This is a genomic window from Sphingomonas sp. Leaf339 (genome assembly GCF_001426195.1).
Taxonomy (GTDB): domain Bacteria; phylum Pseudomonadota; class Alphaproteobacteria; order Sphingomonadales; family Sphingomonadaceae; genus Sphingomonas.
This window is the reverse complement of sequence record NZ_LMRS01000012.1, coordinates 131,595-156,276: the sequence shown is the minus strand read 5'-3', so window position 1 is coordinate 156,276 and position 24,682 is coordinate 131,595. Positions and strand designations below refer to the sequence as shown.

Genomic DNA, 24,682 nt, shown 5'->3' with positions numbered 1-24,682 from the left:
CGGCGTGATGGCTCAGCCGTTCGTCGCCTGAACGCTGCCGGTCCGTTCCAGCTTGCCCCAGCCGACGATCCAGCCGCCGATTGCCGACGAGATCGCGCGCAGCACGACCCAGTACATGATCTGGCGATAGACCAGCCGCTGCGCGACCAGCAGATGCGCCGGATAGCGCGCGTTGTGGCCGTCGAGGTGATAGGCGACCCAGCCGCACGCCACGTCGATCGCCGTGAAGGCCAGCCAGTATATCCCCATCCGGCCGACATCGCCGCTCGTCTGCGCCCAGCCATGCTGCATGATCCTGAGCACGGTGCCGACGATCGACAACAGCAACGCCAGATCGATCAGCGGCGAGATCGCGGCAAAGGCGATCTGGAACAGCCATGCCTGGGGCAGGCCGATCCGGGCGAGGCCGGCGGGCTTGCCGGTGCGCAGGATGCGGCGATGCTTCCACAGGCACTGCAGCGTCCCGAACGCCCAGCGATATCGCTGCTTGGCGAGCGCACGGAAGGTCTCGGGCGCCTCGGTCCAGGCAACGGCGCGCGGATCATAGGTCACCCGCCATCCAGCCCGCTGGATCGCGATGGTCAGGTCCTGATCCTCGGCCAGCGTATCTTCGGGATAGCCGCCGACCGCATCCAGCGCCGAACGCCGCCATGCCCCGACTGCGCCCGGCACCACCGTCATCGCGTCGAATCCGGCGAGCGCGCGGCGTTCGAGGTTTTGCGCGGTAATATATTCGACCGCCTGCCACCGGGTGACGAGGTTCACGCGGTTGCCGACCCGCGCATCGCCCGCCACCGCCCCGATCACCGGATCGGCGAACCAGCGCGCCAGCCGGCCGATCGTCTCCGGTTCGAACTGGGTGTCGGCGTCGAGCGCGATGACGACCTCGCCACGGGCCTGCAACAGCGCGCGGTTGAGCGCCGCCGCCTTGCCGCCATTGACCAGTGTCAGCAACGTCACGCGCGGATCGTCGGCAAAGGCGCGGGCGACGACGGCGCTGGTGCCGTCCTTCGACCCGTCATCGACGACGATGACCTGCAGGCCGGGATAATCACTTGCTAGGACGCGGGCCACGGACGATCCGATCACCCGTTCTTCGTTATAGGCGGGGATGATGACCGACACCGCCGGCTGAAACACCGGAGGCGCCGGCCGTGGCTTGCGGGCCTGTACCCAGGCAAGCGCCGCCATCAGCACCGCACGGGCAATGCCGAGCGCGATGGCTAGATAGAACAGCCACGCCAGCATCACCGAGATCAGCGCCAGGATGATGAAGATCGTGACGTCGGTCCGCACCGCCAGCAGGTCGCGGCCTTTGACGAGCGGCATCGCCACCGATTGCGGCACCCCGACCAGTTGGCTGGCGGTAACGAAGCTGTATCCCTTCGCCCGGAGCGTCGCGATGATGCGCGGCAGGGCCGCAACCGTCTGTTCGCGATCGCCACCGCCATCGTGCAGCAGGATGACGTTGCCGGAATTGGTTGGCGTCGCGGCCTCGACCTGAGCGACGACCTGATCGACGATCGCGTCGGTGCCGGGCCGCTGCCAATCGTTGGGATCGACGTGCAGGCCGACGACGGTATAGCCCTGCTCCTGCGCCAGCATCGCTGGCCCGATCTCGTCCGCTGTCGTCGGTTCGGCATCGCCGAAATAGGGCGCGCGGAACAGCGTCGTGGAACGGCCGGTATAGGCCTCGATCAGGCGCTGCGTCGCGTTCAGTTCCAGCCGGGTCGCGCGCTCGCCGGTCGTGGCGAGGTTGGGGTGCGTGTAGGTGTGGTTCCCGATCTCGCTGCCATCGTCGACGATGCGGCGGAGCAGGCCGGGGTGCTCCAGCGCATTCTCACCGATGACGAAGAACGTCGCCGGGACATGTGCCTGTTCCAGCACATCGAGAATACGTGGTGTCCAGGTCGGGTCCGGGCCGTCATCGAACGTCAGGGCCAGCGACTTCGCGCTCGCCCCTGCCCGCTGCACGACATAGGGGGTCGGCAGAACCTGATATTGTTCACGCCGGATCATGCCTTGCGGATCGAAACCGACAACACGCCGCCCCTCCGTCGGGGACGAGGTGATTCGCAGGATCTCGCCATTCCCTTCGACGTCGACGTTCAACGCGGATTGCAGGCGGTTTAGCACCGGCACCTTTGCCGGCGTGCGGAACGCCGCGAAGTCGGCCCAGATGCCGGGATCTTCGCTGCCGAGCCGCCACATCGCCACATCGTCGATGCCCAGTTTGCGAAGGGCAGCCAGCTGGTTCCAGCTGGTCGCGGCGTCGAGCATCCAGACCTGATGACGCTCGCCATCCTCGTCATAGGCGAAACCGGCATTGCCGCTGGCCGCATCGAAGCTGACCGGCGCGCGGCTGTCATGCGCCGCCAGCCATGCCTCCTCGATCGACAGCGCGTCGGCGCCCTTGCCGTGCCAGTCATAGGCATAGCTGCCCAGCGCCACGACCAGCCGGTCGCGACCGACCTGCCGCACCGCATCCTCGACCACGTTCAGGAACCAGGACTGCGAAGCGATCGGGCCGGGCGTGCCGCTTTCCCAATGTTCGTCATAGGCCATCAGGATGATCCGGTCGGCGACCTTGGCGAATTGAGCGAGCTGCCAGTCGGCGTCGCCGGCCGGCACGGTGATGGCCAGTTGCGACCCCTTGGGCAGCGCCGCACGGAGTTGGGCGAGGAACCCGGCATAGGCGCGCTGCGAGCCCGCCGGCAGGTTCTCAAAGTCCATCACCAGACCTGCGTCGTGGCGCTGGGCAACCATCGCCGCCAACTGAGCGATCACCGCCTGCCGGCGGGCGCGGTCGGCGAAGAGGCGGGCGACCATGCCGCCGTCCCACTGATCGCCGACGAGGTTCTGGACCATCGGCAGCAAGCGGGGCGGGCGGGTGGTGGCCGCGACGAGCTGTTCGAGCTGGGGATCGGTTTCCACCGTCACTTTCGCATCGGCGCCGACATTGACCATCGCCGGCACCAACCAATCGAACCCGCGGATATGGCGGCGAAGCGAGGCGAGGCCGGCGTCGTCGCCGGGCACGTAAAAGCCGATCGTCAGCGGCGTTCCCGGCGCCCCGGTCGTGCGTTCGGGTAGCCAGTGGCGATGGTGATGCACCTTGTTGCCGCGTGGTTCGAACAACTCGCCGTGGCGGCGGGCGAAGGGCAGCGGCAGGCCATGGGCACGCGGCGTGACCACCAGCGTCGTCGCGAAGGCGACTGCGGCCAGAACGATGCCGGCGATCACGATGGCGACCACGCGCCGTGACCACACGCTGCGGCGACCGCTGGGATCGAAGAAGATCGGCTTGCTCACGAACAGGCTCCCGGACACCCACCAGCCGGCGGGTCAATTGCCGATCGCGCCCTAACGGCGCGCTAACGATCGGGCGGTGAGCGGGAAATGAAACATTTGTCATGATCCGGAAGGCGGCTGGTTGGCCCCGGTCCGCGAAGGACGATCCTGCCCAAGGAGTATCGGTCCATGTCCTCCCCAACCACCGCCACGCCCCCGTCAAAGACCCGGCGTTGGCGCCGCGTACTAATTGCGGTGGCGGTCATCTTGCTGGGCGTGGTCGGGCTGCTGATCGCGACCGGCGTCTTCGACCGTGATCCCATGCATATCTATGAGGCGCAGGGGCCGCGCGCGCCGGTCGGGGCGTTGTTCTTTTCCGGCGATCTGGGCCTGCGGTTCGGCATGGGGGCAGCGACCACACAGGCGCTGGCGGCGCATGGGATCGAGACGGTCGGCTTCAATTCGCCGACCCTGTTCGGCACGCGGCAGACGCCTGCGCAGGCGGATGCGATCATCGAGCAGGCGGTGCGTCAGGGACTGGCTCGGCTGGGGACCGAGCGGATCGTCCTGATCGGCCAATCATACGGCGCCGACGTGTTGCAGACCGGGCTGGCCGCCCTGCCCGCCGACCTGCGCCGCCATGTCGCGGCGGTCATCCTGGTCGTACCGGGCGAGACGGTGTATCTGCGGGCTGACCCATCCGGCCTCGCCTATCGCGGACCGCCGGACAGCCGGGCGGATACGACCGCGAATCTGATCGACTGGACGCCGCTGACCTGCATCTATGGCCGCCAGGAAACCGACAGCCTGTGCCCGCAGATCCGCCTGCCGAACGCGCGGATCATCGCGATGCCGGGGGGCCATTTCCTGGCCCATGACGCCGATGGCCTGACCGCGCAGGTGCTGCGCGCGGTCGCACTGGCGAGCCAGCGCTGACGCGGAAAGTTAGGCTAAAGTTACACCAAGAACGTGTCGTTTCCGGGCTTTTTGCGCGGTCGAAACGATGGACGACGATGAGAAAGAGCGATCGCCGCCGTCATAGACGAGCATGGCGGTGTAGGACACCACCATGCTCCATTTTTCCTACATTTTCATCGTCAGGCTGAACTGATAGACGCGGCCGGTTTCCATGTAGCCGCCGTTACGATCGTTGGAGATGTACTTCTTGGACTTGCCGACCGTCGCCCAATAGGTGTGCTGGTCGAGCAGGTTGCGGACCGACGCGCCGATTTCGAGGTTATCCGTCACTTCATACGCCAACCCGAAATTCAGCTCGCCGACCGACTGGACGTAGATGTCGGGTTGCGAATCCTGCACCGTCGCCAGGAAGCGGCCGGTATGGTTGTACCAGAGATTGGTGCGGACCGGGCCGGCGGCGTAGAACAGCTCGGCGTTGAAGATCAGATCCGGCGCCTGAGGCAGGCTGGTCTGGCGGACATCGGTGGCCGAGATCTGATAGTTGGCCTCGGTATTCTGGTAGGTGACGTTGCCGCCGATGCCGAGATTGCCGAGCACGCTCGAACCCGCCAGATCGCCAAGCGTGAAACGACCGGATAGCTCGACGCCCTTGGCATTGCCGACCAGACCATTGGTCGGACGGATCAGGATCGTGCCAGCGCTGGTGCCGGCCTGAGCCACCGACCGCGTGCCGGTCGGCACGAGGATGTTCTTCAGATCCTTGTAGTACAGGGAAAGCTGCACGTAGCGGCCGACGCCGGCATAATATTCGATGCCGGCATCATAGCTCCATGCCTCGACCGGCTTCAGGTCGGGGTTGGGCTGGACGATCGTCACGACACCGGCACTCGACGGCTCGCTGATTTGGGTGGGGCCGGCGATTTGATCAAAAGCGGGGCGGGCATAGCTGGACCGTACCGCACCGCGCACGACCAGCCGGTCGTCGGGCTTCCACGCCGCCAGGATGCTGGGATCGACATGATCGTACTGGCGACCGGCGCTGACGAAGCGGGCGCCGCCTACATCGCGCAGGAAGAAGCGGGCCGAGAAGTCGTTATCCTCGTACCGGACGCCGGGGGTGATCTCCAGCGTGCCCAGCTTCAGGTCGGCGGTGGCGTACACCGCCTTGCGCTTTTCATTGCCGTCGAGCAGCCCCTGATTGAGCGTGTTCGCCGAGACGCCGGCCAGCACACCCGGAACATACTGGCGCGCCTGCGCATCGAGCTGCTGGCGCGACAGTACCTTGATCGGCCGCGGCGGATAGTAATCGAGGAAGCCGTTCAGCACGTCGCCGAGATACTGGTTGATCGTCGGCCCCGTCACGGTGCCGGTCTGAAGCGGCGTGAGAAAGCGATAGCGTGTGTTGTCGGGTGCCAGGCTGCGTCCCGTGCGGTCAGAATCCTCGTACAGGCCACCGACGGTGACACCGGCCAGCACACCCTCGTTCTGCCAGCCGATGCTGCCCTTCAGCGTCTTCTTGGTTTCCGACAGATAGTCATAGCCTTTTTGTACGTAGAGCTGGGTCGGGCGATCGAGCGACGAGATGTACGCAATCGCCGCCGACGACAGCACCGGGCGCGGCGACTTGTTGTTCGACAGATCGACATTCACCCCCGCGCTGGCCGCGCCGGTGTTCGACGTCGCGCCGTTGAAGGCGATGCCGCGGAACGCCGCCTCGATCCGGTTCGGCTGGTCGAAGCGACCATCGGCATACGCACCCTCGATCGACGCGGTGAAGGCTCCGGCATGCGCCTTGGCCCCGACCTGCGCCGACAGCAGTTCCTGTTCGATGTCCTCGGTCCGGAAATAGCTGGCCGGATTGATGCCATAGGGCGTGTAAACGCCCGTCGCGTTGTACGACCCGTTCGGATTGGGGTTGGTCTGGCCGCGCGTCAGTTCGTTGCGAAGCGCCGTCTGGTTCATCGTGTTGGTGTTCAGGTAGGTCGCGTAGTTGATCCGCGCGAACAGATCGACGGGATCGCTGCGGAAATCGAACGATGCCGTCGCGCCGTACCGCTTGATCTTGTTGTTGTAGAAATTCCACTGCACGCCGTCCGCCGACAGCGCGTCGCCATTGGCGCGGGCGGTGCCGACGTTGAAGTTCGTCGTCTTGTAATCATTCTGGATGGCAGTCGATTCGGCGGTGTTGCCCCGTTCCTCGTAATAGCCGGCGACATAGAGGCCGAACTGGTTGTGATCGCCGAAGCGCTGCGCGGTATCCAGGCCGATCGCGCCACCGAACCCCTCCTGCTTGCGGCGGATCGCCAGCTCGGCACCCTGCGCCAGCACGCGGCCACGGATGAACGACGCGGCAAAATCGAACGCGGTCGGGGTGCGCAGGTCGAGATTGCCGGCAATCGAATCCGCGTCCTTGGCGGCGCCCGGCGTCTTGTCGGCGACGATGTTGCCGATCGCGAAGGGCGAGAACAGGTTGAGCGAGATGGCGCGCGAACTGCCCGACGTCTGCGGCAGGCGGACGCCGTCCAGCGTATAGGCGTTATAGCCGGTGTCGAAGCCGCGGATGGTGACGTACTGCGCTTCACCCGTGGCGCTCTGGTTGCGGCCCTGATCGCGGCTGACCGAGACGCCCGGCAATTGCTTGGCGAGATCGGCGATGCTGGTCTGGGAATGGATGGCCACGTCACCGACGGTGACGATGTCGAGCACGCCAACGGCGGCGCGTTCCTCGGCAATCGCGCTCTGCTGGCGGCGACCGTTGACGACGATATCGTCGGTCAGGGATTCGCTGGCGGTCTGGCCCTTCTGGTCAGGATTCTGGGCGGGGTCGGCCGCCACGATTGCTTCATCCGACGCCGGCGCGACGGTGGCAAGCCCCGCGGCCTGCGCGACGGCGGTGCCGGCGATGGTCATGCCGATCACGGCGACCGCGCTGCCCAGCAGGCGGATCTTCAACACGTTCATTACAAATACCCTGTATGATTGTCGTGGGGCGCCGCCACCGGCAGCGCCCGTAAGAGGTCGGTCGATCAGACGGCGAAGGTGATGCGCGCGGCGCGCCGACGCCGCATCGCGATACCGATCGCGCCAAAGCCGGCGATCATCATCATCCAGCTGGCGGGTTCCGGCACGGCGCTGACGCTGAAATTGACGATCCGGCCGATCTGGGTGGCGGTCAGCCCATCGGTGCGGGGTGCGGCCAGCAGCGCGGCGCCGGTGGTCTGGGCGAGCGTGACATCGCTGGCGAGCGGGCCGTTTTCGTCACGGGCCAGGAACGCGAAGTTCAGCAGGTTAACGCTTTCGCCGGCGGCGACGTTCAGCATGAAGCGGGCGTTGTAGCGATCCGCGGTGATCGCGGCCTGGGCGAGGCCGTTGTTGCCCGATACCAGCGCCAGCACCGCATCCTCGGTGCAATTGCCGTCGCCGTCGTCCTGACAGCTGACGATCAGGCCGGCGCTGTTCGTGCTGACGATCTCGTCACCGTCGGAGCCGAGATTGCCGAAGAAGTTGACGGTGGTGCTGATCGCCGACCGGCCGGTGTTGGTGAAGGTGTCGAAGAAGCGAAAGACGTTGCCGTCGAGCAACTCCACCTGCCGCGACAGCGTCAGGCCGGCGAGACCGCTGTTGAAGAAGCCGAAATTGTCGAAGGTGTCGGCGCCACCGTCCTGCGCCGATCCGAACGCGCGGTTGCTGGGCGAGGCGGTGCCGCCCGGCCCGACATAGCGGCTGCCGAAACCGGTGCCGGTGAAGATGTCGCCGCTCGCCTGAAACTGGGCGGCATGGGCGGTGGCGGGGACGATAGCGGCGGTGCCGATGGCGAGCGCCATCGTCGAAAGAATCTTCATGTCGTGTCTCCTGATTGGGGGCGCGCGAGGCGGGCCGGCGCGGGGCGCCGGCCCGGTCGTTCACGCGATCATGCGCGGCGGGCGGTGAGCCACTGTTCGGGCTTCAGCGGGCGGCCGACGAGGCGCACTTCGCCGATATGGCCGAAATAGCCATCGACGCGGCTGCCGTTCCACCACGACGCGCCGAGGATCCATGGCTTGTCGACGCCCTGCGACCGCATGCCGATCGCGCCGGTGATGTTGCGCAGGACGGGTGCGCCCTCGACATACATGATCGTTTCCCGCGTGGCGGGATCGCAGACGATGGCGACGTGATACCAGGTGTCGCGCATGATCTCACCCGACCAGTTCGACTGCGGCTGGCTGGAGTTTGTGGCCGGTACGACTTCCCACTGCACTTCGCGAAGCGACGAGATCGCGAACAGGACCGACGATGCCTCGCGGTCGCCGCCGTTGAAGCCGGGCAGGTTGCCACGGTTGCCGACGCGGCCGAGGATGTTGCCCCAGCGATGGTTCTCACGCGTCCAGTTGGCGTCGACCTTGATGAATGCCTCAACCGTGTAACCGTCCCAGAAGCTGCGGTTGTTCACGGCCGCGTCGATCGCGGTCGAGAACGAACTGTTGCGGACGGTGACCTTGTCGGTGTTCACGAAGCGAACGCTGGCCGGGCATGACGACAGGTGATGTCGGTCGTCGGACCAGACCACGTCCTCGACCTGAGCCGGGGCGGCGAGCGCGACGCGCTTCATCGGGAACTGGCCGAGCGCGTCGGGCAGCGTTTCGCCCACCGCGACCGCCATGCCGGCCTTGCCCGCCACGGGGCGCCAATGGGCATAGGTGTCGGCGACCTGCGGATAGTCGTTCTCGTCGCGCGGCGGCACCTGTTCGGGGACGGTCGGCTCGACATAACCGGCGAGCAGGTCCTGCTTCACGCGCGGCAGGATCGGGGTGCCGGCGGTGGCCAGCGTCGGCTTCCACTTCATGAAGCCGGCGAACCGCTTCTTGAAGTTCATCTCGATGCTGAACTGCTCGTTCGCTTCGGGCAGCACGGCGCGGTCGAACTGGTTGAGCGTGTTCTTCGGCTTCTGCACGACCCAGGGCGAGAACGACAGGACGTCGATGCGGTTCGCCGACAGATCGAATTCGTACAGCCGCATCAACGCGTTACCGCCCTGATACGCCATCTGGTAATCGACCACCATCTCCTCGACCGGATTGCCGAAATCGTTGATCTTGGTCAGCCGGGCGGCGCCGTGGTGATGGCCGTTCAGCGTCATGAAGATCTGGTCGTTGTCGCGGATCAGCTTGTCCCACAACATCTTGCCATATTCGGTTTCGAGCGGGCTGATGGCGTCCTTGTCTATGTTGAGAAGCTGGTGGTTCGACAGGATGACCGGCAGCGTCGGGTTGCGGCGGATCACGTCGCGTGCCCAGGCGATGGCATTGTCGGAGATGCGCCACGACAGTGACAGCACCATGAACTGGATGCCGTGCGCCTCGAACACATGATATTCGTGGAAACCGGTGCCGTCGCGTTCGCGGAAGGTCGCCTGCGCCGCGGCGCGGGTCTTCGGGAACCAGGTGATATACGGTTCGGCCGAGGGATTGCGCTGGGCATCGGTGCCCGATCCCTGATCATACGCGCCGCGATATTCGTAATCGACCAGCACGTCGTGATTACCCGCGAGGATCGAATAGGGGATGCGGGCCGCCTCAAGCTGCTTCATCGCGGCGTCGGCGACCTTCCACTGATCGGGCTTGCCGACCTGATCGACCACGTCGCCGAGGTGGATGACGAACGGAATGTTGTAGGATGCGGCGTTCTTCGCGATCCAGGCGGTCTGTGCCGCGAACGGCTCGCTGCCATATTTGCGCGAGAACTGGCTGTTCTCCGCCGCCGTGGCATAGCGCGAATAGAATTGCGTATCGGGCAGGACCGCAACGGTGAAGCTGGTCGTCGCGGTGGAAACGCGTGACGAGGCGAGCGTCGTCGCATCGCTGGTCGTGCTGGTTGCCGATGGGTTGCCGCTGTCGTCGTCGCATCCGCTCAACAGGCTGGCGCCCAGTGGCAGGACGGTGAGGCCGGCCGCGTTACGCAACACGGCGCGACGATCCGCCACCCGGCGCAGCGGGCGCCGTTCGTTCTCTGTATCCATGATGTGTATTCCCCCGTCGGCATCTTTGCCGCTGAGGCCGCCCTAGTCCGGGATCGTTACGCTACCATTGCAGTACCAATATGTATCCATGACGGGCTGATGCCATCCGGATGACAATTGGGGCAGCAGGACGGTCCGGTCAGCTGCTGTGATCGGACATGATCCGCCATGCCGATCCGCGACGCTCGAAGATCAAGGTGGTCAGTCCCGTCTGCCTCTGGGGTCCGTGCAGCGTCCAGCGACCGATCAGCAGACGGTGGCGAGCGTCAATCGGGCGTTCGACCAGCGGTTCGATCGTCAGCTTGCCGCGCGTGTTCGTGCCGCCGGTGAAGCTTGGCGCATAATGTTCGGCGATGGTTGGCTTGCCGCGGACCACGCCCTTGCTGGTCACATAGATCGCGTCGTCGGCATAGGCCGCCATGAAGCGGTCGAGACTGCCGCTGTTCCAGCCGGCGACACTGTCCGCCAGCGCAGCGGCCGGCGAGGAAGCGTCCGCGGGGGCCGCCGCCGGTGCGACGATGGCGGTGGCGAGCATCAGGATCACCGGCATCATCGTTCCTTTTCCACCATCGCCGCCAGGGCCGTCTCGTCCAGCGCGCCCGACCGCAGGAAACCCTGATACCAGCCACAGCCCTCCGCCGCGAGCAGGGCCAGTTGTTGCGGCGTCTCGACCCCCTCCGCAATCACCGCGAGGCCGAGCGCGCGGGCGATCTCAATCACGCCGCGGACCACGACACGGTCGCGCGGGTTGCCGGTGATGTCGCGGGCAAGCGCCTTGTCGATCTTCAGATAGTCGAGCGGCAGCGCCTTCAGATAGGCGAGGCTGGAATAGCCGGTGCCGAAATCGTCGATCGCGATCCGGCACCCGGCGCCGCGCAGCTCGGTCAGGATCGACGCGGCGCGATCGAGTTCCTGGATCATGCCGGTTTCGGTGATCTCGACCGTCAGGCGACCGCGCGGAAAACCGCTGGCATCGACACGGTCGAGGAACAGCCGCGCGAAACCGGCGCGAGCGACGTCGGCGGCGGTCAGGTTCAGCGAAAGCCGCAACGCATCCAGCACGCGCGGCCAGCGGGCGGCACGGGCGAGCGTCAATTGCTGAATATGATCGGACAGCGCGATACCCAGATCGGCACGATCGGCGGCGGCGAACAGCGTGTCGGCACCGAGCGGCCCCAGACGGGGATGCTCCCACCGGGCCAGCGCCTCTACCCCGACGATGCAACCGCTGGCGATTTCGACCTGCGGCTGAAAGACGATGCCGATATCGCCGCCGGTGATCGCATGATGAAGATCGGCGGCGAGTTCATCGAGTGATCCCGCATCCTCCGGCCCCGCGACACGGGTGGTGGCGCCGTCGCTGATCCGCGCCTGCGCCAGCGCGTCACCCGCGCGGCGAACCAGTGTATCGACATCCTCGCCGCCCTCGTGCTCGGCGACGCCGACGCGGTTGCCGAGCAGCATCGGCCCGCCGTCCACATCGAACGGACGAGCCAGGGCCGTCCCGATCGCGGCCAGCGCGGGATGCCAGTCGCCGCCCAGCCCGACGAGGAAACGCGCGCCACCGACGCGTATGACGAAGGCGTGCGGCCCGGCGGCGGTCATGATCCGGCCAGCGATCTGCGCGGTGGCGGCATCGACGCGATCACGACCATGCGCGGCGTTGACCAGATCGAGTCGCGACAGCGCCACCACGATCAATGCACAGGGACGCTTTGCCGTTACCTGTTGCGCCAGCCAGTCCTGCACCCGTGCGGCATCATCGCCTTCGACATCGGCAAGCTCGCGGCGTTCCATCATGCCGGCACGACGGGCGTAACGAAGAGCGACGGCGATCTCCGCCTCGTCGCGTGGCGCGGCGAGGAAGGCGAATGCGCCGGCATTGAGGAAGTCGTCGGCGATCGCGGCATCGTCGGTCAGGACGAGCAGCGTTTCCCCGTGGCGGGCACGCGACCGCACCTCGGCCAACGCCGCATGGGCGCGTCCGCGAGCATCGACCAGGTCGACCGTGCGTCCTTCATGGGGATATCTCATCGCCCCCGACCGTAGCCGGGCGTCGCCCTGCCCTCAATCCGGCATCGCCCCTTGCTGATGACCTGTGCGCGCCCTAATTCGGGACTGATGTCGATCGCCTTGGCTCCTTCTCCACCCACGCTGATCGACGCCCATGGCCGGACGATTCGCTATCTGCGCATTTCGGTGACCGACCGGTGCGATCTGCGTTGCCGATATTGCATGTCGGAGCAGATGACGTTCCTGCCCCGATCGCAGGTGTTGAGCCTGGAGGAGATCGCGGTAATCGCCGAACGCTTCGTGGCGCGGGGCGTGAACAAGATACGCCTGTCGGGCGGCGAGCCGCTGGTCCGGCGCGATGTCGGCGAACTGGTGCACCGGCTGGGCGCGATGGTCGGGCGACCGGGCGGGCTCGACGAACTGACCATGACGACCAATGGCACGCGGCTGGCCGAACATGCACCCGCGCTGATCGCGGCGGGGATGCGGCGTGTGAATGTCAGCCTAGACAGTCTGGACGCCGATCGTTTCCGCTTCATCACCCGCCACGGCGATGTTGCGCAGGTGATCGGTGGCATTAGGGCGGCGCGCGATGCCGGGTTGCGCGTGAAGATCAACATGGTTGCGCTCAAAGGGCTGAACGAGGACGAGATCGGCGACATGCTGCGCTGGTGCGCGGACGAACACCTGGATCTGTCGTTGATCGAGACGATGCCGCTGGGCGCCGTGGATGAGGACCGGGTCGATCGGTTCCTGCCGCTGACCCGCGTGTTTGAGGATCTGTCGACGCGTTTCCCCCTGGTGCGCGACACGCATCGCAGCGGCGGGCCGGCACGGTATTGGCGCGTCGAGGGAACGAACACGCGCCTGGGCCTGATCTCGCCATTGACCGCCAATTTTTGCGATGGTTGCAACCGGGTGCGCCTGACGACCGAGGGCAAGCTGTACATGTGCCTGGGTCATGATGATCAGGTCGACCTGAAGGCGGCGTTGCGTGACGGCGGGCTGGCGGCGGTGGACGCCGCGATCGATATCGGCCTGCGCGAGAAGCCGGCGCGACATGATTTCCGGATCGAGGCAGGCGCCGCACCAGCGGTGGCGCGACACATGAGCGTGACCGGCGGATGAGCGGATATGAGCGGCGGGCGCTGGTCGCTTCGCCCACCGCGCCGGCGCAGGCGGCGGCGGCAGAGCTGGCGGATGCGGCCGACTGGGTCGATGTCGACGACGCCGATGTCGTGATCGCGCTGGGCGGCGACGGTTTCATGCTCCAGACGCTGCACCGGATGCTGGAGCGGCGGACATCGCCGACGCCGGTGTTCGGCATGAACCTGGGCACGGTCGGGTTCCTGATGAACGAGTGGCGGCGGCATGGGTTGGAGGAGCGGCTGGCGCGGGCGCGGCCGTTTCAGGTGACGCCGTTGCAGATGACCGCGACCGGGATCGACGGGCGCATCCACACCCTGCCCGCGATCAACGAAGTGTCGCTGCTGCGCGAGACGCGCCAGACCGCCAAGCTGGAGGTGATGGTGAACGGCCGCGTCGTGCTGCCCGAACTGGCATGCGACGGCATCCTGTGCGCGACGCCGGCGGGATCGACCGCATACAATCTGTCCGCGCATGGCCCGATCCTGCCGCTGGGTGCGGGATTGCTGGCGCTGACCCCGATCAGTCCGTTTCGTCCACGCCGATGGAACGGAGCGATCCTGCGCGATCAGGCGCGTATCTCGTTGAAGGTACTGGAGCCGGCCAAGCGGCCCGTCTCTGCCGTCGCCGACCAGCGCGAGGTGCGCGACGTGGCGCAGGTGGACATCTGCATGGACCGCGCGCGGGAGCTGACACTGCTGTTCGATCCCGAACATGCGCTGGACGACCGGATCACGATGGAGCAGTTTCTCGGCTGATCATGCCGCAAGTGCACGAACAGGGTTGCATCCTCTTTTCGGTCGATTATAGACCCGCCCACGGCAACGATCCCTGATAGCTCAGCGGTAGAGCTCTCGACTGTTAATCGAGTGGTCGTAGGTTCGAATCCTACTCAGGGAGCCACCCTTCGTCATGGACGGAGGATGATATGGCGATGTTTTCTGCCGATCATCATTTAATTCTTTCGATCATGGTTCTTTTCCGGCCAAGGTACTGATCGCGCCCGCCGGCATCGGCCCCTGAGCGTTATGTCCCGAATTGGTGCACAATGGCTAATAAGTCGTTGGTCGTGTCCGTTTCGGACGTTGTTTGCCCAGTGGCGGGAACCTTATCTTCATAGTCGATCCAACCGCGATTGCCGTTTGTCTGTTCGACGGAGCATCCTCGTTAGGAGGGCGGAGAGCCCCGGTCGTATGGGGAGAGGATGATATGGTCGACAAGAATGTCGGGGGGCGGGCTCAGGATCGTGAGATCGTGCTGGGATCGAATGCGTTACGCCGCGCCGCAGCCGTGCTGGCGATGATCGCTACGCAGGAAGAGCGTGATGACGAGCCCGGCGATCTGCACCGCCTATCGCACTGGTTGGGTCTGGTCGGGCGACAGGACGATGCCTGTTATCTGCGCACCTATCCCTGATCGCTGACGCCGCCGGGAAAAAAGCGACCCGGCAGGATCTGCCTGCCGGGCCGAGTTATGCGAGACAAGGTGAACTGAACTCGCTCGCCGCGATTAACGGCGATTGGTAAAGGGATCGTTGCCCGACCTTTCGCGATCGATCCGTTGCAGTGCGGAGCCGTAGCGGCAAGGCAAGCGTTGATGGTCGATGATACAGGCTTTCAACGATATGGTCATCCCGACAAACGGTCAGGGAATGATCGACGTCACCGCGCCGATCGCGCGCTGGCTGGATGATCAGCGGATCGATGGCGGACTGCTGACGATATTTTGCCAGCATACATCGGCATCGCTCATCATCCAGGAAAATGCGGCGCCCGCCGCGCGGCGTGACGTGGAGCGTTATTTCGCCCGCATCGCGCCGGAAAGCCGCGAGTACGAGCATGACGACGAAGGACCGGACGACATGCCGGCGCATCTGCGCACCGCGCTGACTTCGGTCAGCCTGTCGATCCCCGTCCGGGACGGTGAGATGACGCTGGGGACGTGGCAGGGCATCTATTTGTTCGAGCATCGCCGGCGGCCGCATCGACGCAGGCTGACGCTGCATTTGATCGGTGAATAATCATTCACACAAGCGGCTCCGCACTCATTTTCCTGAACGGGAGCCATCTCGTTCATCGCTCGTTCCACCACCGACGGCTAAGGCGGGGCGTTTCGCCGCATTTGCCGCGAACGGAGACGTCGACATGGCTTTTTCCTTTGGCCGCAGGGCCCTTGTGGCAGCGTTGGCCACCAGCACTCTTCTCGTCGCCGGTTGTGCGACGGAAACGCGTTATCGCCCGGCCACCGGCCAGGGTTTCTATCGGACAGGCTACAGTGACCGGCAGATCGAGCCGAACCGCTTCCTCATCAGCTTCGCCGGCAACAGCGTGACGTCACGCGACACGGTGGAGCGGTATCTGTTCTTCCGTGCGGCCGAGCTGACGTTGCAGCAGGGTTACGACTATTTCGTGATGGCTGACCGCGACACGAACCTGCAGTCGCGCACCTATTCCACGCCCGGTTTCGGCGGTGGTTTTGGTGGCGGCGGGTTCGGCTATGGCGGGTTTGGCGGCTTCTGGGGTCCGTCGTGGCGTTATTACGGCCGTGGCGGCTGGGGCGGCTGGGGCCCGTGGGGCGGCGGTTTCGGTGGCGGGTTCGGTAACGATTTCGACATCCGCACCGTCGATCGATACGAGGCGGCAGCCGAGATCGTGATGCGCAAGGGTCCGATCCCGCGCGACAACATCCGGGCATTCGATGCGCACAAGGTTGTCGAGACGGTCGGCCCGTCGGTGCAGTTGCCCGATCAGCCGCGCTGATCGCCAAGGACGATCGTTGAAAGGGACCGGATGGCGATGGCGATCCGGTCCCTTTCTCGTTGGCGGTTACAGCATCGACACGCCGCCGGTGACGGGAATCAGCGCACCGGTGATGTAGCTGCCTTCCCATGATGCCAGCAGGACATAGGCGGGAGCCAGTTCGGCGGGTTGGCCGGCGCGGCCAAGGGGGGTGTCGGCGCCTAGCTGCTCCAGTTCCTCCGTGGTCTTCGCGATCGGCTGGATCGGGGTCCAGATCGGGCCGGGCGCGACGCAGTTCACGCGGATGCCCTCGGGCGCGAGCAGGTTGGACAGGGCTACGGTCATGCTGGCGATCGCGCCCTTGGTGGCGACGTAGATCAGCATCTTTTCGTTCGCGACCTTCGCCTGCTCGCTGGTCGTGTTGATGATGACCGCGCCCGGCTGCATATGCGGTACGGCCTCGCGCGCCAGATAAAACATGGCGAAGACGTTGGTCTGGAATGCCGCCTCGACATCGGTGGCAATAATGTCGGCCAGCGTCTTGTTCATCGTCTGCGCGGCGGCGTTGTTGACGAGGATATCGAGCCGGCCCAGTTGTTTGGCCGTCTGGGCGACCAGGTCGCGGCAGTAGTCCTCCGACCGCAGATCGCCGGGCAGTAGGACGCAGCGGCGGCCCGCCTGCTCGACCCAGTTGCGCGTCTCCTCGGCATCGACCTGTTCTGCGGGCAGGTACGAGATGGCGATATCAGCGCCTTCGCGGGCATAGGCGATCGCCACCGCGCGACCGATGCCGGAATCACCGCCGGTGATGAGGGCGACCTTGCCGGTCAGCAGAGCCTTGCCGACATAGCTTTGTTCGCCGTGATCGGGCGCGTTGCGCATCGCGGCGACGAGGCCGGGCGCTTCCTGCGTGGGTTCGCCCGGAAACGGATGCTGTCCGGCGTTACGGGGATCGTCGGTCATGGGAGGGTCCTTTGCCATTCGCACGGCTAACGATCGCGGTGCAGGCAAAGGTCCGCTTTTTCAGCGCCGTCCGAACAGCTTCTCGATATCGCTGTGAGCCAGTTTCACCCAGGTCGGGCGGCCGTGGTTGCATTGGCCGGAATGCGGCGTCGCCTCCATCTCGCGGAGCAAGGCGTTCATTTCGGCCACTGACAGAATGCGGCCCGCGCGGACCGATCCGTGGCAGGCCATCGTCGCGGCGACGTGATCAAGCCGTTCGCGCAGGGACAACGCCTCGTCGAACGCCGCGAGTTCGTCGGCGAGGTCGGCGACGAGGCCGCGCGGGTCCGCCTGCCCCAACAGCGCCGGCGTGGCGCGGACCAGCATCGCGCGGGTGCCGAACCGTTCCAGTTCCAACCCGAAATCGGCGAGTTCGGCGGCGCGGGCCTCCAGGCGGTCGCAGGCGGGTTCGTCCAGCTCCACGACTTCGGGCAATAACAGCGCCTGCGACGCGACGCGACCACCCGCCAATGCGGCGCGCATCCGTTCGAGGACGAGGCGTTCGTGCGCGGCGTGTTGGTCGACCAGGACGAGGCCGTCCTCCGCCTCGGCCACGACATAGGTCTTGGCGACCTGACCGCGCGCGACGCCGAGGGGGTGGGCGGTATTTTCCGGCGGCGGCGCCCAGGCGGGTTCGGCGCGGGCCTGTGGCGGCGCGGTAAAGAAGGTGGGGCGGCGATCGAACAGGCTGGTCGCGACGCCGGCGGGCGGGGTCAGCCAGTCTGGGCTCGCTGGCGCCGGCTGCACGGGTTCCGGCCGCCACATCTCCAGCGCGGTGTCGGTCGGGCGATGCACCACACGGTGGCCGGCTTCGTCCAGCGCGCGGCGAAGGCCCGACACGATCAAGCCGCGTACCAGCGACGGATCGCGGAACCGCACCTCCGTCTTGGCGGGGTGGACGTTCACATCGACCTGATCGGCGGGCAAGTCGAGGAACAGCGCCACCACGGCATGGCGGTCGCGCGGCATCATTTCGGCATAGGCGCCGCGGATTGCGCCGATGAGGAGCCGGTCCTTCACCGGGCGGCCGTTGACGAACAGATATTGATGGTCGGCGACGCCGCGGTGGAACGTCGGCAGGCCGGCGACCCCGCCCAGCACCATATCCTCGCGAACCCAGTCGATCGTCACCGCATTGTCGGCGAGCGCCCGGTCGGTCAGTGCGGCGACGCGGGCCGGCCGACCTTCTGCCGCCGCCACGGTCAGCACCCGGCGGCCGTCATGCTCGACCGAGAAGGCGACGTCCGGCCGCGCCATCGCCAGCCGCCGGACGGCATCGAGGCAGGCGCCATATTCGGCGCGGGCGGAGCGCAGGAACTTGCGACGCGCGGGGACGCGGGCAAACAGCTCCTCCATCACGATGCGCGTGCCCGGTGGCAGAGCGGCCGGACCCTCGGCCACCAACTGGCCGTTATCGACGACGCGCCGCCAGCCATCCGCGCCGCGCGGCCGGCTCTCTACGGTCAGGCGCGCGACGCTGGCGATCGAGGGTAGCGCCTCACCGCGAAAACCGAGCGTTTCGACCGCCTCGATCCGCTCGTCGGGCAGCTTCGAGGTGCAATGCCGCTCCAACGCCAGCGCCAGTTCGGGCGGGGTCATGCCGCAACCGTCATCGACCACCTCGACGCGCGACAATCCCCCTTCGACTAAGGCGACGGCAATGCGGGTGGCGCCGGCGTCGAGCGCGTTCTCGACGAGTTCCTTCAACGCGCTGGCGGGCCTTTCCACCACCTCACCGGCGGCGATGCGATTGACCAGATGCTCGGGCAGGCGACGTATTGACACAGGGGTGGCTCTAGACCAAGCCAAGCCATCCCGCGACCCCGCTTAACCATGACATCCATCCGGCAGCTCATGAGCATGCGGCGGCCAGCGAGATGCCCTGCGACCGGTCGCCGGCTCTCCGGCGGCGTTGAATGGACCTGCGCTAGATGAAGTTCCCCCGATTCTTCAAATTCATGTCTCACGATATGGCGATCGACCTCGGCACGGCGAATACCGTCGTCTATGTCCGTGGTCGCGGTATCGTGTTGAACGAACCATCGGTGGTGGCGGTCGAGACGATCAACGGCCAGAAGCGCGTGAAGGCCGTCGGCGACGATGCCAAGCTGATGATGGGCAAGACGCCGGGGTCGATCGAGGCGATCCGACCGCTGCGTGACGGCGTGATCGCCGACATCGACGTCGCCGAGCAGATGATAAAGTATTTCATCCAGAAGGTGCACGGCCCCCGCCGCTTCGCCCGCTGGCCGGAGATCGTGATCTGCGTACCGTCGGGCTCCACCAAGGTCGAGCGCCGCGCGATCCGCGATGCCGCGTCGAACGCCGGTGCCAGTCAGGTCTGGCTGATCGAAGAGCCGATGGCGGCCGCGATCGGCGCCGACATGCCCGTGACCGAGCCGATCGGCAGCATGGTGGTCGATATCGGTGGCGGCACGACCGAAGTCGCGGTGCTGTCGCTGCGCGGTCTGGCCTATACGACGTCGGTGCGCGTCGGTGGCGACAAGATGGACGAGGCGATCGTCAGCTATGTCCGCCGCAACCATAATCTGCTGATCGGTGAAGCCACGGCCGAGCGGATCAAGCACGAGGTCGGCTGCGCGAAGCCGCCCGCCGACGGGATCGGGACGATCATCCACATCAAGGGTCGCGATCTGGTCAACGGCGTGCCGAAGGAAATCCAGATCAACCAGGGCCAGATCGCCGAGGCGCTGTCGGAGCCGGTGGCGACGATCGTCGAGGGCGTTCGTGTCGCGCTGGAGAACACCGCGCCCGAACTGGCCGCCGATATCGTCGATCAGGGTATCGTCCTGACCGGTGGCGGGGCGTTGCTGCAGGGGCTGGACGAGGTTCTGCGCGATGAGACCGGCCTGCCGGTGACGGTGGCGGAAAATCCGCTGACCTGCGTGGCGCTGGGCACTGGCCGGGCGCTAGAAGATCCGATGTTCCGCGGCGTGCTGCACAACGGCTGATCTGCCAGACTAGGAGCGGCGCATGGCGCCAGCCCGTGACCGGCGAACCGGATTTTCGCGTCGTCGGCAATATGGACTGTTTCTGGGCTACGTGCTCGCCATCGCCGGTGCGGTGGTGGGCGCGGTGTTGCTCGTCGCCAGCACGTTCAATCCGCCGCTGTTCTCTGGCCTGAGGATGACGGCGGCGGGCGTGACCGCGCCGGTATCGGCGGTGTTCGCGTCGATCGGATCGGCGGCGGCGGAAGTACCGCGCTTCGTCAACGGCTGGGTTTTCGCGCATGCCGAGAATGAGGCATTGAAGCGCGAGCTGACGAGGGCGCGCCCGTTGCTGATGCGGGCGCGGACGATCGCTTATGACAATCGTCGCCTCCGCACACTGCTGGCGATCCGCGACCGATCGGCCCAGCCGGTGGTCACGGCGCGGCTGGTGAGTTCGAGCGCATCGAGCGGGCGCCGTTTCGCCGTGCTGAACGCGGGACGGTTCGATGGCGTACTGCCGGGGATGCCGGTGCGGGCCTCGGATGGTCTTGTCGGCCGGGTGACGGAGGCCGGGCCCAACGCGGCGCGCGTCCTGCTGTTGAGCGATGCGGACAGCATCGTGCCGGTTCGCCGCACGCGCGACGGCCTGCCCGCGATCGCGGCTGGGCGCGCCGATGGAACGGTCGACATCCGGTCGGTCAATGCCACCAACGTCCGTTTCAATGCGGGTGACGTGTTCGTGACGTCCGGCATCGGCGGGCTGTACGCACCCGGACTGCCGGTGGCGCAGGTGATCGCCGGTGGCGCAGATACCGTCGTCGCCCGTACCTTCGCGCACCCGGACAGCCTCGATTTCGCAGTGGTCGAACGCGCGTTCATGCCCCTGCCCCCACCCCCGTCACTGCCAACCGCGCCATGAGCCCGACCGCCGATCTCGATCCCTTCGCCCCCACGCTGACGCCGGGTCGTGCGCGCGCGCTGCCATGGGCGACGGTGATGGCGGGATCGCTGGTGACGATCGTGCCGGTCATCGCGACGGTGCCGATCCTGCCGCCGTGCGGGCTTTTGATGCTGCTGGCGTGGCGATTGCTCGCCCGGTTCGCGTTGCGGCCATGGGCGGCAGCGCCGCTGGGACTGTTCGACGATCTGTTGAGCGGGCAGCCGCTCGGCTCGGCCGTGCTGCTATGGTCGCTCAGTTTCCTGGCGATCGACCTGATGGAACGGCGTCTGGCGTTCCGTGATTTCTGGCAGGACTGGCTGATCGCAAGCGGGACGATCGTCCTGTGCCTGGCGGGTGGACGCGTGATCGCCCTGCCCGTCGGTGCGCATGTCGATGGTGCGTTGCTGGCGCAGGGGGCGGTCACTGTCCTGCTGTTCCCGGTGTCCGCCCGGCTGGTCGCGTGGATCGATCGCAAGCGGGGGCTGGCATGAGGCGGGCGCCCCGCATCGTGACCGAGGCGACGCAGGCGTACAGCTTTTCGCGGCGTGCCTGGATGCTGGGCGCCGGCCAGTTGGGGGTCGGTGCGTTGCTGGCCGGGCGGATGGCGTGGCTGTCGATTGCCGAGAATGCGCGGTACAACAGCCTGTCGGAAAGTAACCGGGTCAACGCCACGCTGATCCCGCCGCGGCGTGGCTGGCTGATCGATCGCAACGGCGTGCCGGTGGCGAACAACCGCACCGATTTCCGCGTCGACATCATCCCCGATCGGCTGCGCGATAAGGATCGCGTGCTGCCGCTGCTGGCGCAACTGCTGCAACTGCCGCCCGACGAGATGGAGCGCATCCACCTCGACCTCGACCGGGCGGCGGGGTTCCAGCCCGTGCAGATCGCCGAGAAGCTGGATTGGGAGCGGTTCGCCGCGGTGAGCGTGCGGCTGCCGGAATTGCCGGGCGTGCAGCCGACGCGGGGCTTCGCGCGCCATTATCCCGGTGGGGCAGCGGTCGCGCATCTGACCGGCTATGTCGGCGCGCCGACCGCCGAGCAGTTCAAGGAGACGCGCGATCCGTTGCTGGTCACGCCCGGTTTCAAGCTGGGCAAGGACGGGCTGGAGAAAGCGCTGGAAAAGCGCCTGCGCGGCGATCCCGGTGCCAAGCGGGTCGAGGTGACGGCGCGCGGCAAGCTGGTCGCCGAACTTGCCACCCGGCCCGATGTGCCGGGCCGGAACACGCGCCTGACGATCGATGCGGGGTTGCAGGAATATGCCGCGCGCCGGCTCGGGACCAATTCCGGGTCGGCGGTGGTGATCGACTGCCGCACGGGTGAGATGCTGTGCATGGTATCGATGCCGGCGTACAATCCCAACAGCTTTTCCGACGGGATCAGCCATCTGGAATGGGAGATGCTGTCCGCCAACGATCATGTGCCGCTGATGAACAAGGTGACACAGGGGCTGTATCCGCCGGGCTCCACGGTCAAGCCGATGAACGCGCTCGCCCTGCTGGAGGCTGGCGTGGCGCCGACCGACCGCATCAACTGCACGGGAGCGTTGCGCGTCGGAACGGGTGTGTTCCACTGCCACAAACGCGGCGGTCACGGTGGTCTCGACATGAAGGGCGCGGTCGCGCAATCGTGTGACATCTATTTCTACGAGATGATCCGGCGGATGGGGTACGACCGCATCGCGCCGGTCGCCCGCACAGTGGGGCTGGGGCAGAAGTTCGAGCTGCCGTTCGGCACGCAGCGATATGGCACCGTGCCCGACAGCGCGTGGAAGCTGGCGAAGTACAAGGACCGCTGGACCGTCGCCGATGGCCTGAACGCATCGATCGGACAGGGATATGTGCTGGCCAATCCGTTGCAACTGGCGGTGATGGCCTCTCGCCTTGCCTCCGGGCGGGCGCTTCGGCCGAGCCTGTTGGCCGCGCAGGTCCACCGTGATGCCGATGCCCTCCCCTATCAGTCCGAGCATCTGCAACTGGTGCGCGAGGCGATGTGGGGCGTGGTCAATGGCGGCGGCACCGGCGGCGCCGCGCGGCTGCTGGTGCCGGGCATCGCCATCGCGGGCAAGACCGGCACCGCGCAGGTGCGCCGCATCACGATGGCGGAACGCCGTGGCGGCGTGCTGAAGAACGGGCAATTGCCGTTCAAGATGCGCGACCACGCGCTGTTCGTCGGCTTCGCGCCGGCGGACAATCCGCGCTATGCGATGGCGGTGGTGCTGGAACATAACGGCCACACCGTGCGCAACCTCGACACACCGATGATCGGGCGCGACATCATGACGTATATGTTCGATCGCGACCGCGCGCTGGCCACGTTGGCGGAGGTGGAGCCGACCTGGGGCGGCGATATCGCGACCCGCATGGCGGCCGACGAGGCTGCCTATCGCGCCGAACACAATCCGCCACCCGCCGCCGTCGCGACCAAGACCGACGACGTGGTGCCGAGCGACGCACCCGCGGTCGAGGCCGCGACCGATCTGGCCAACCAGACACAGGCCGCACTCGCCAATGCCGCCGCCGGCGTCACCCCCGCCGAAGATGGCACGACGGAGCGTATTCCTTGAGTGCAAGCCTGCTGCCCGAACCCATCGCCCGCCTGCCGTGGCGGGTGATCCTGCTGGTACTGGCGATCGCCTGTTTCGGGCAGGTGGTGCTGTATTCGGCCGCTGGCGGCTCGGTACGGCCTTGGGCGCTGTCACAGGGTATCCGCTTCTTCGTCCTGTTGGGGGCGGCGCTGACGCTGTCTTATGTGCCTATCCGGATATGGAAGACCGGCGCGCTGCCGACCTATGCGATCATCGTCGTGTCGCTGCTGGCGGTGGAATTGCTCGGCAAGGTATCGGGCGGATCGCAGCGATGGCTCGATCTGGGGTTCATCCGGCTGCAGCCGTCGGAATTCATGAAGCCGGCGATCGTGCTGGCGTGTGCGCGCTTCTATGACCTGTTGCCGCCAGGCGAGACGCGGCGGTTCGGTGCGATCTGGCCGGCGGCAATCCTGATCGGCGTGCCGGCGGCGCTGGTGATGATGCAGCCTGATCTGGGCACCGGCCTGATGATCTGTGCGGGCGGCGCGACGGTAATGTTCCTGGCCGGGATCCCGCTGCGCCTGTTCATCGGCGGTGGGCTGGCGGCGGCGGTATCGATCCCGCTGGCGGTCAATTTCCTGCTTCACGATTACCAGCGCAATCGCATCCTGATCTTCCTCGATCCCGAAAGCGATCCGCTCGGCACCGGTTACCACATCAGCCAGTCGAAGATCGCAATCGGCTCCGGTGGGATATGGGGCAAGGGCTTCATGCAGGGAACGCAGAGCCACCTGGATTATCTGCCCGAGGGGCATACGGATTTCGTCTTCGCGACGATGGCCGAGGAATGGGGGCTGGTCGGCGGATGCCTGCTGATCCTCGCCTTCATGCTGGTGATCCGCTGGGGGATCGAGGTGGCGCAGGCATCGGAGGGCCGCTTTGCTCGCCTGACCGCCGCTGGCCTCGCCTCGACGATCTTCTTTTACGTGGCGATCAATCTGATGATGGTGATGGGGCTGGCGCCGGTCGTCGGCATTCCCCTGCCGCTGGTCAGCTTCGGCAGCTCGGCGCAGATGACGGTGCTGTTGTGCCTGGGTATCCTGATGTCGATCGACCGCGAAAATCGTCGCCGCGCCCGCTGGTAGATAAAAAAGGGGT

General features: G+C 66.3%; 19 protein-coding genes and 1 tRNA gene. 12 read left to right on the top strand and 8 right to left on the bottom strand.

Features of this window, described 5'->3' with window-relative positions:
• Window positions 1-12: 12 nt before the first annotated feature.
• Window positions 13-3,312 (bottom strand): glycosyltransferase, encoded by a 3,300-nt coding sequence (locus ASG67_RS07555; RefSeq protein ID WP_056529038.1) that lies wholly within the window; start codon window positions 3,310-3,312, stop codon window positions 13-15.
• A gap of 168 nt (window positions 3,313-3,480) precedes the next feature.
• Between ASG67_RS07555 and ASG67_RS07550 the strand changes: the two genes are divergently transcribed.
• The gene (locus ASG67_RS07550; RefSeq protein WP_082543382.1) at window positions 3,481-4,227 is read left to right on the top strand and encodes an AcvB/VirJ family lysyl-phosphatidylglycerol hydrolase; all 747 of its coding nucleotides are present in this window, start codon (window positions 3,481-3,483) and stop codon (window positions 4,225-4,227) included.
• Between the two features lie 147 nt (window positions 4,228-4,374).
• Here ASG67_RS07550 and ASG67_RS07545 read toward each other — a convergent pair whose 3' ends face one another.
• The 5 genes from ASG67_RS07545 to ASG67_RS07525 form a co-directional block, all read right to left on the bottom strand.
• Complete coding sequence (locus ASG67_RS07545) at window positions 4,375-7,170, bottom strand: TonB-dependent receptor (protein WP_056527817.1); 2,796 nt, start codon at window positions 7,168-7,170, stop codon at window positions 4,375-4,377.
• Between the two features lie 65 nt (window positions 7,171-7,235).
• Window positions 7,236-8,051, bottom strand: a complete 816-nt coding sequence (locus tag ASG67_RS19410; protein WP_056527814.1) for a PEPxxWA-CTERM sorting domain-containing protein — start codon at window positions 8,049-8,051, stop codon at window positions 7,236-7,238.
• Between the two features lie 68 nt (window positions 8,052-8,119).
• Window positions 8,120-10,207 (bottom strand): LamG-like jellyroll fold domain-containing protein, encoded by a 2,088-nt coding sequence (locus tag ASG67_RS07535; protein ID WP_056527811.1) that lies wholly within the window; start codon window positions 10,205-10,207, stop codon window positions 8,120-8,122.
• Window positions 10,208-10,346: 139 nt separating this feature from the next.
• Window positions 10,347-10,757, bottom strand: a complete 411-nt coding sequence (locus ASG67_RS07530) for a YybH family protein (protein WP_056527808.1) — start codon at window positions 10,755-10,757, stop codon at window positions 10,347-10,349.
• The gene (locus tag ASG67_RS07525; protein ID WP_056527805.1) at window positions 10,757-12,241 is read right to left on the bottom strand and encodes a GGDEF domain-containing phosphodiesterase; all 1,485 of its coding nucleotides are present in this window, start codon (window positions 12,239-12,241) and stop codon (window positions 10,757-10,759) included. Before ASG67_RS07525 ends, ASG67_RS07530 begins: the two co-directional genes overlap by 1 nt.
• An 87-nt stretch (window positions 12,242-12,328) precedes the next feature.
• On the opposite strand from ASG67_RS07525, the gene moaA reads away from it, so the two are divergent.
• The 6 genes from moaA (at window position 12,329) to ASG67_RS07495 (ending at window position 16,125) form a co-directional block, all read left to right on the top strand.
• On the top strand, window positions 12,329-13,348 hold the full coding sequence (gene moaA, locus ASG67_RS07520) for a GTP 3',8-cyclase MoaA (RefSeq protein ID WP_056527802.1): 1,020 nt from the start codon (window positions 12,329-12,331) through the stop codon (window positions 13,346-13,348).
• Window positions 13,345-14,124 carry an NAD kinase gene (locus tag ASG67_RS07515; RefSeq protein ID WP_056527799.1) on the top strand — a complete coding sequence of 260 codons (780 nt, stop codon included), beginning with the start codon at window positions 13,345-13,347 and terminating at the stop codon, window positions 14,122-14,124. The genes moaA and ASG67_RS07515 overlap by 4 nt, the downstream gene beginning before the upstream one ends.
• A 70-nt stretch (window positions 14,125-14,194) precedes the next feature.
• Window positions 14,195-14,269, top strand: a tRNA-Asn gene (locus ASG67_RS07510).
• 306 nt (window positions 14,270-14,575) lie between these two features.
• The gene (locus tag ASG67_RS07505; protein ID WP_056527796.1) at window positions 14,576-14,782 is read left to right on the top strand and encodes a hypothetical protein; all 207 of its coding nucleotides are present in this window, start codon (window positions 14,576-14,578) and stop codon (window positions 14,780-14,782) included.
• A gap of 187 nt (window positions 14,783-14,969) precedes the next feature.
• Window positions 14,970-15,386: a secondary thiamine-phosphate synthase enzyme YjbQ gene (locus tag ASG67_RS07500; protein WP_056527793.1), complete on the top strand. Its 417-nt coding sequence runs from the start codon at window positions 14,970-14,972 to the stop codon at window positions 15,384-15,386.
• A 124-nt stretch (window positions 15,387-15,510) separates the two neighbouring features.
• Window positions 15,511-16,125, top strand: coding sequence for a CC0125/CC1285 family lipoprotein (locus ASG67_RS07495; RefSeq protein ID WP_056527790.1), 615 nt, complete (start codon window positions 15,511-15,513; stop codon window positions 16,123-16,125).
• A 66-nt stretch (window positions 16,126-16,191) separates the two neighbouring features.
• Here ASG67_RS07495 and ASG67_RS07490 read toward each other — a convergent pair whose 3' ends face one another.
• Window positions 16,192-17,067, bottom strand: a complete 876-nt coding sequence (locus tag ASG67_RS07490) for an SDR family oxidoreductase (RefSeq protein ID WP_056527788.1) — start codon at window positions 17,065-17,067, stop codon at window positions 16,192-16,194.
• Window positions 17,068-17,127: 60 nt separating this feature from the next.
• Window positions 17,128-18,891, bottom strand: a complete 1,764-nt coding sequence (mutL, locus tag ASG67_RS07485) for a DNA mismatch repair endonuclease MutL (RefSeq protein WP_056527785.1) — start codon at window positions 18,889-18,891, stop codon at window positions 17,128-17,130.
• A gap of 146 nt (window positions 18,892-19,037) precedes the next feature.
• Between mutL and ASG67_RS07480 the strand changes: the two genes are divergently transcribed.
• Genes ASG67_RS07480 through rodA form a run of 5 tightly spaced genes read left to right on the top strand, consistent with a single transcriptional unit; the run spans window position 19,038 to window position 24,669 of the window.
• On the top strand, window positions 19,038-20,078 hold the full coding sequence (locus ASG67_RS07480; RefSeq protein WP_056527782.1) for a rod shape-determining protein: 1,041 nt from the start codon (window positions 19,038-19,040) through the stop codon (window positions 20,076-20,078).
• Window positions 20,079-20,100: 22 nt separating this feature from the next.
• On the top strand, window positions 20,101-20,976 hold the full coding sequence (mreC, locus tag ASG67_RS07475) for a rod shape-determining protein MreC (protein WP_056527779.1): 876 nt from the start codon (window positions 20,101-20,103) through the stop codon (window positions 20,974-20,976).
• Complete coding sequence (locus ASG67_RS07470) at window positions 20,973-21,488, top strand: hypothetical protein (protein WP_056527776.1); 516 nt, start codon at window positions 20,973-20,975, stop codon at window positions 21,486-21,488. Before mreC ends, ASG67_RS07470 begins: the two co-directional genes overlap by 4 nt.
• A complete protein-coding gene (mrdA, locus tag ASG67_RS07465; RefSeq protein WP_056527773.1) occupies window positions 21,485-23,563 on the top strand; it encodes a penicillin-binding protein 2 in 2,079 nt (692 codons plus the stop codon). Before ASG67_RS07470 ends, mrdA begins: the two co-directional genes overlap by 4 nt.
• Complete coding sequence (gene rodA / locus ASG67_RS07460; protein ID WP_056527770.1) at window positions 23,560-24,669, top strand: rod shape-determining protein RodA; 1,110 nt, start codon at window positions 23,560-23,562, stop codon at window positions 24,667-24,669. Before mrdA ends, rodA begins: the two co-directional genes overlap by 4 nt.
• The last annotated feature ends 13 nt before the right edge of the window (window positions 24,670-24,682 follow it).

What these genes read in the sequence shown, in the direction of transcription:
- ASG67_RS07550 (WP_082543382.1), top strand. Translation starts at nt 3,481, where the DNA reads ATGTCCTCCCCAACCACCGCCACGCCCCCGTCAAAGACCCGGCGTTGG.
- ASG67_RS07545 (WP_056527817.1), bottom strand. Translation starts at nt 7,170, where the DNA reads ATGAACGTGTTGAAGATCCGCCTGCTGGGCAGCGCGGTCGCCGTGATC.
- ASG67_RS19410 (WP_056527814.1), bottom strand. Translation starts at nt 8,051, where the DNA reads ATGAAGATTCTTTCGACGATGGCGCTCGCCATCGGCACCGCCGCTATC.
- ASG67_RS07535 (WP_056527811.1), bottom strand. Translation starts at nt 10,207, where the DNA reads ATGGATACAGAGAACGAACGGCGCCCGCTGCGCCGGGTGGCGGATCGT.
- ASG67_RS07530 (WP_056527808.1), bottom strand. Translation starts at nt 10,757, where the DNA reads ATGCCGGTGATCCTGATGCTCGCCACCGCCATCGTCGCACCGGCGGCG.
- ASG67_RS07525 (WP_056527805.1), bottom strand. Translation starts at nt 12,241, where the DNA reads ATGAGATATCCCCATGAAGGACGCACGGTCGACCTGGTCGATGCTCGC.
- moaA (WP_056527802.1), top strand. Translation starts at nt 12,329, where the DNA reads ATGTCGATCGCCTTGGCTCCTTCTCCACCCACGCTGATCGACGCCCAT.
- ASG67_RS07515 (WP_056527799.1), top strand. Translation starts at nt 13,345, where the DNA reads ATGAGCGGATATGAGCGGCGGGCGCTGGTCGCTTCGCCCACCGCGCCG.
- ASG67_RS07505 (WP_056527796.1), top strand. Translation starts at nt 14,576, where the DNA reads ATGGTCGACAAGAATGTCGGGGGGCGGGCTCAGGATCGTGAGATCGTG.
- ASG67_RS07500 (WP_056527793.1), top strand. Translation starts at nt 14,970, where the DNA reads ATGATACAGGCTTTCAACGATATGGTCATCCCGACAAACGGTCAGGGA.
- ASG67_RS07495 (WP_056527790.1), top strand. Translation starts at nt 15,511, where the DNA reads ATGGCTTTTTCCTTTGGCCGCAGGGCCCTTGTGGCAGCGTTGGCCACC.
- ASG67_RS07490 (WP_056527788.1), bottom strand. Translation starts at nt 17,067, where the DNA reads ATGACCGACGATCCCCGTAACGCCGGACAGCATCCGTTTCCGGGCGAA.
- ASG67_RS07480 (WP_056527782.1), top strand. Translation starts at nt 19,038, where the DNA reads ATGAAGTTCCCCCGATTCTTCAAATTCATGTCTCACGATATGGCGATC.
- mreC (WP_056527779.1), top strand. Translation starts at nt 20,101, where the DNA reads ATGGCGCCAGCCCGTGACCGGCGAACCGGATTTTCGCGTCGTCGGCAA.
- ASG67_RS07470 (WP_056527776.1), top strand. Translation starts at nt 20,973, where the DNA reads ATGAGCCCGACCGCCGATCTCGATCCCTTCGCCCCCACGCTGACGCCG.
- mrdA (WP_056527773.1), top strand. Translation starts at nt 21,485, where the DNA reads ATGAGGCGGGCGCCCCGCATCGTGACCGAGGCGACGCAGGCGTACAGC.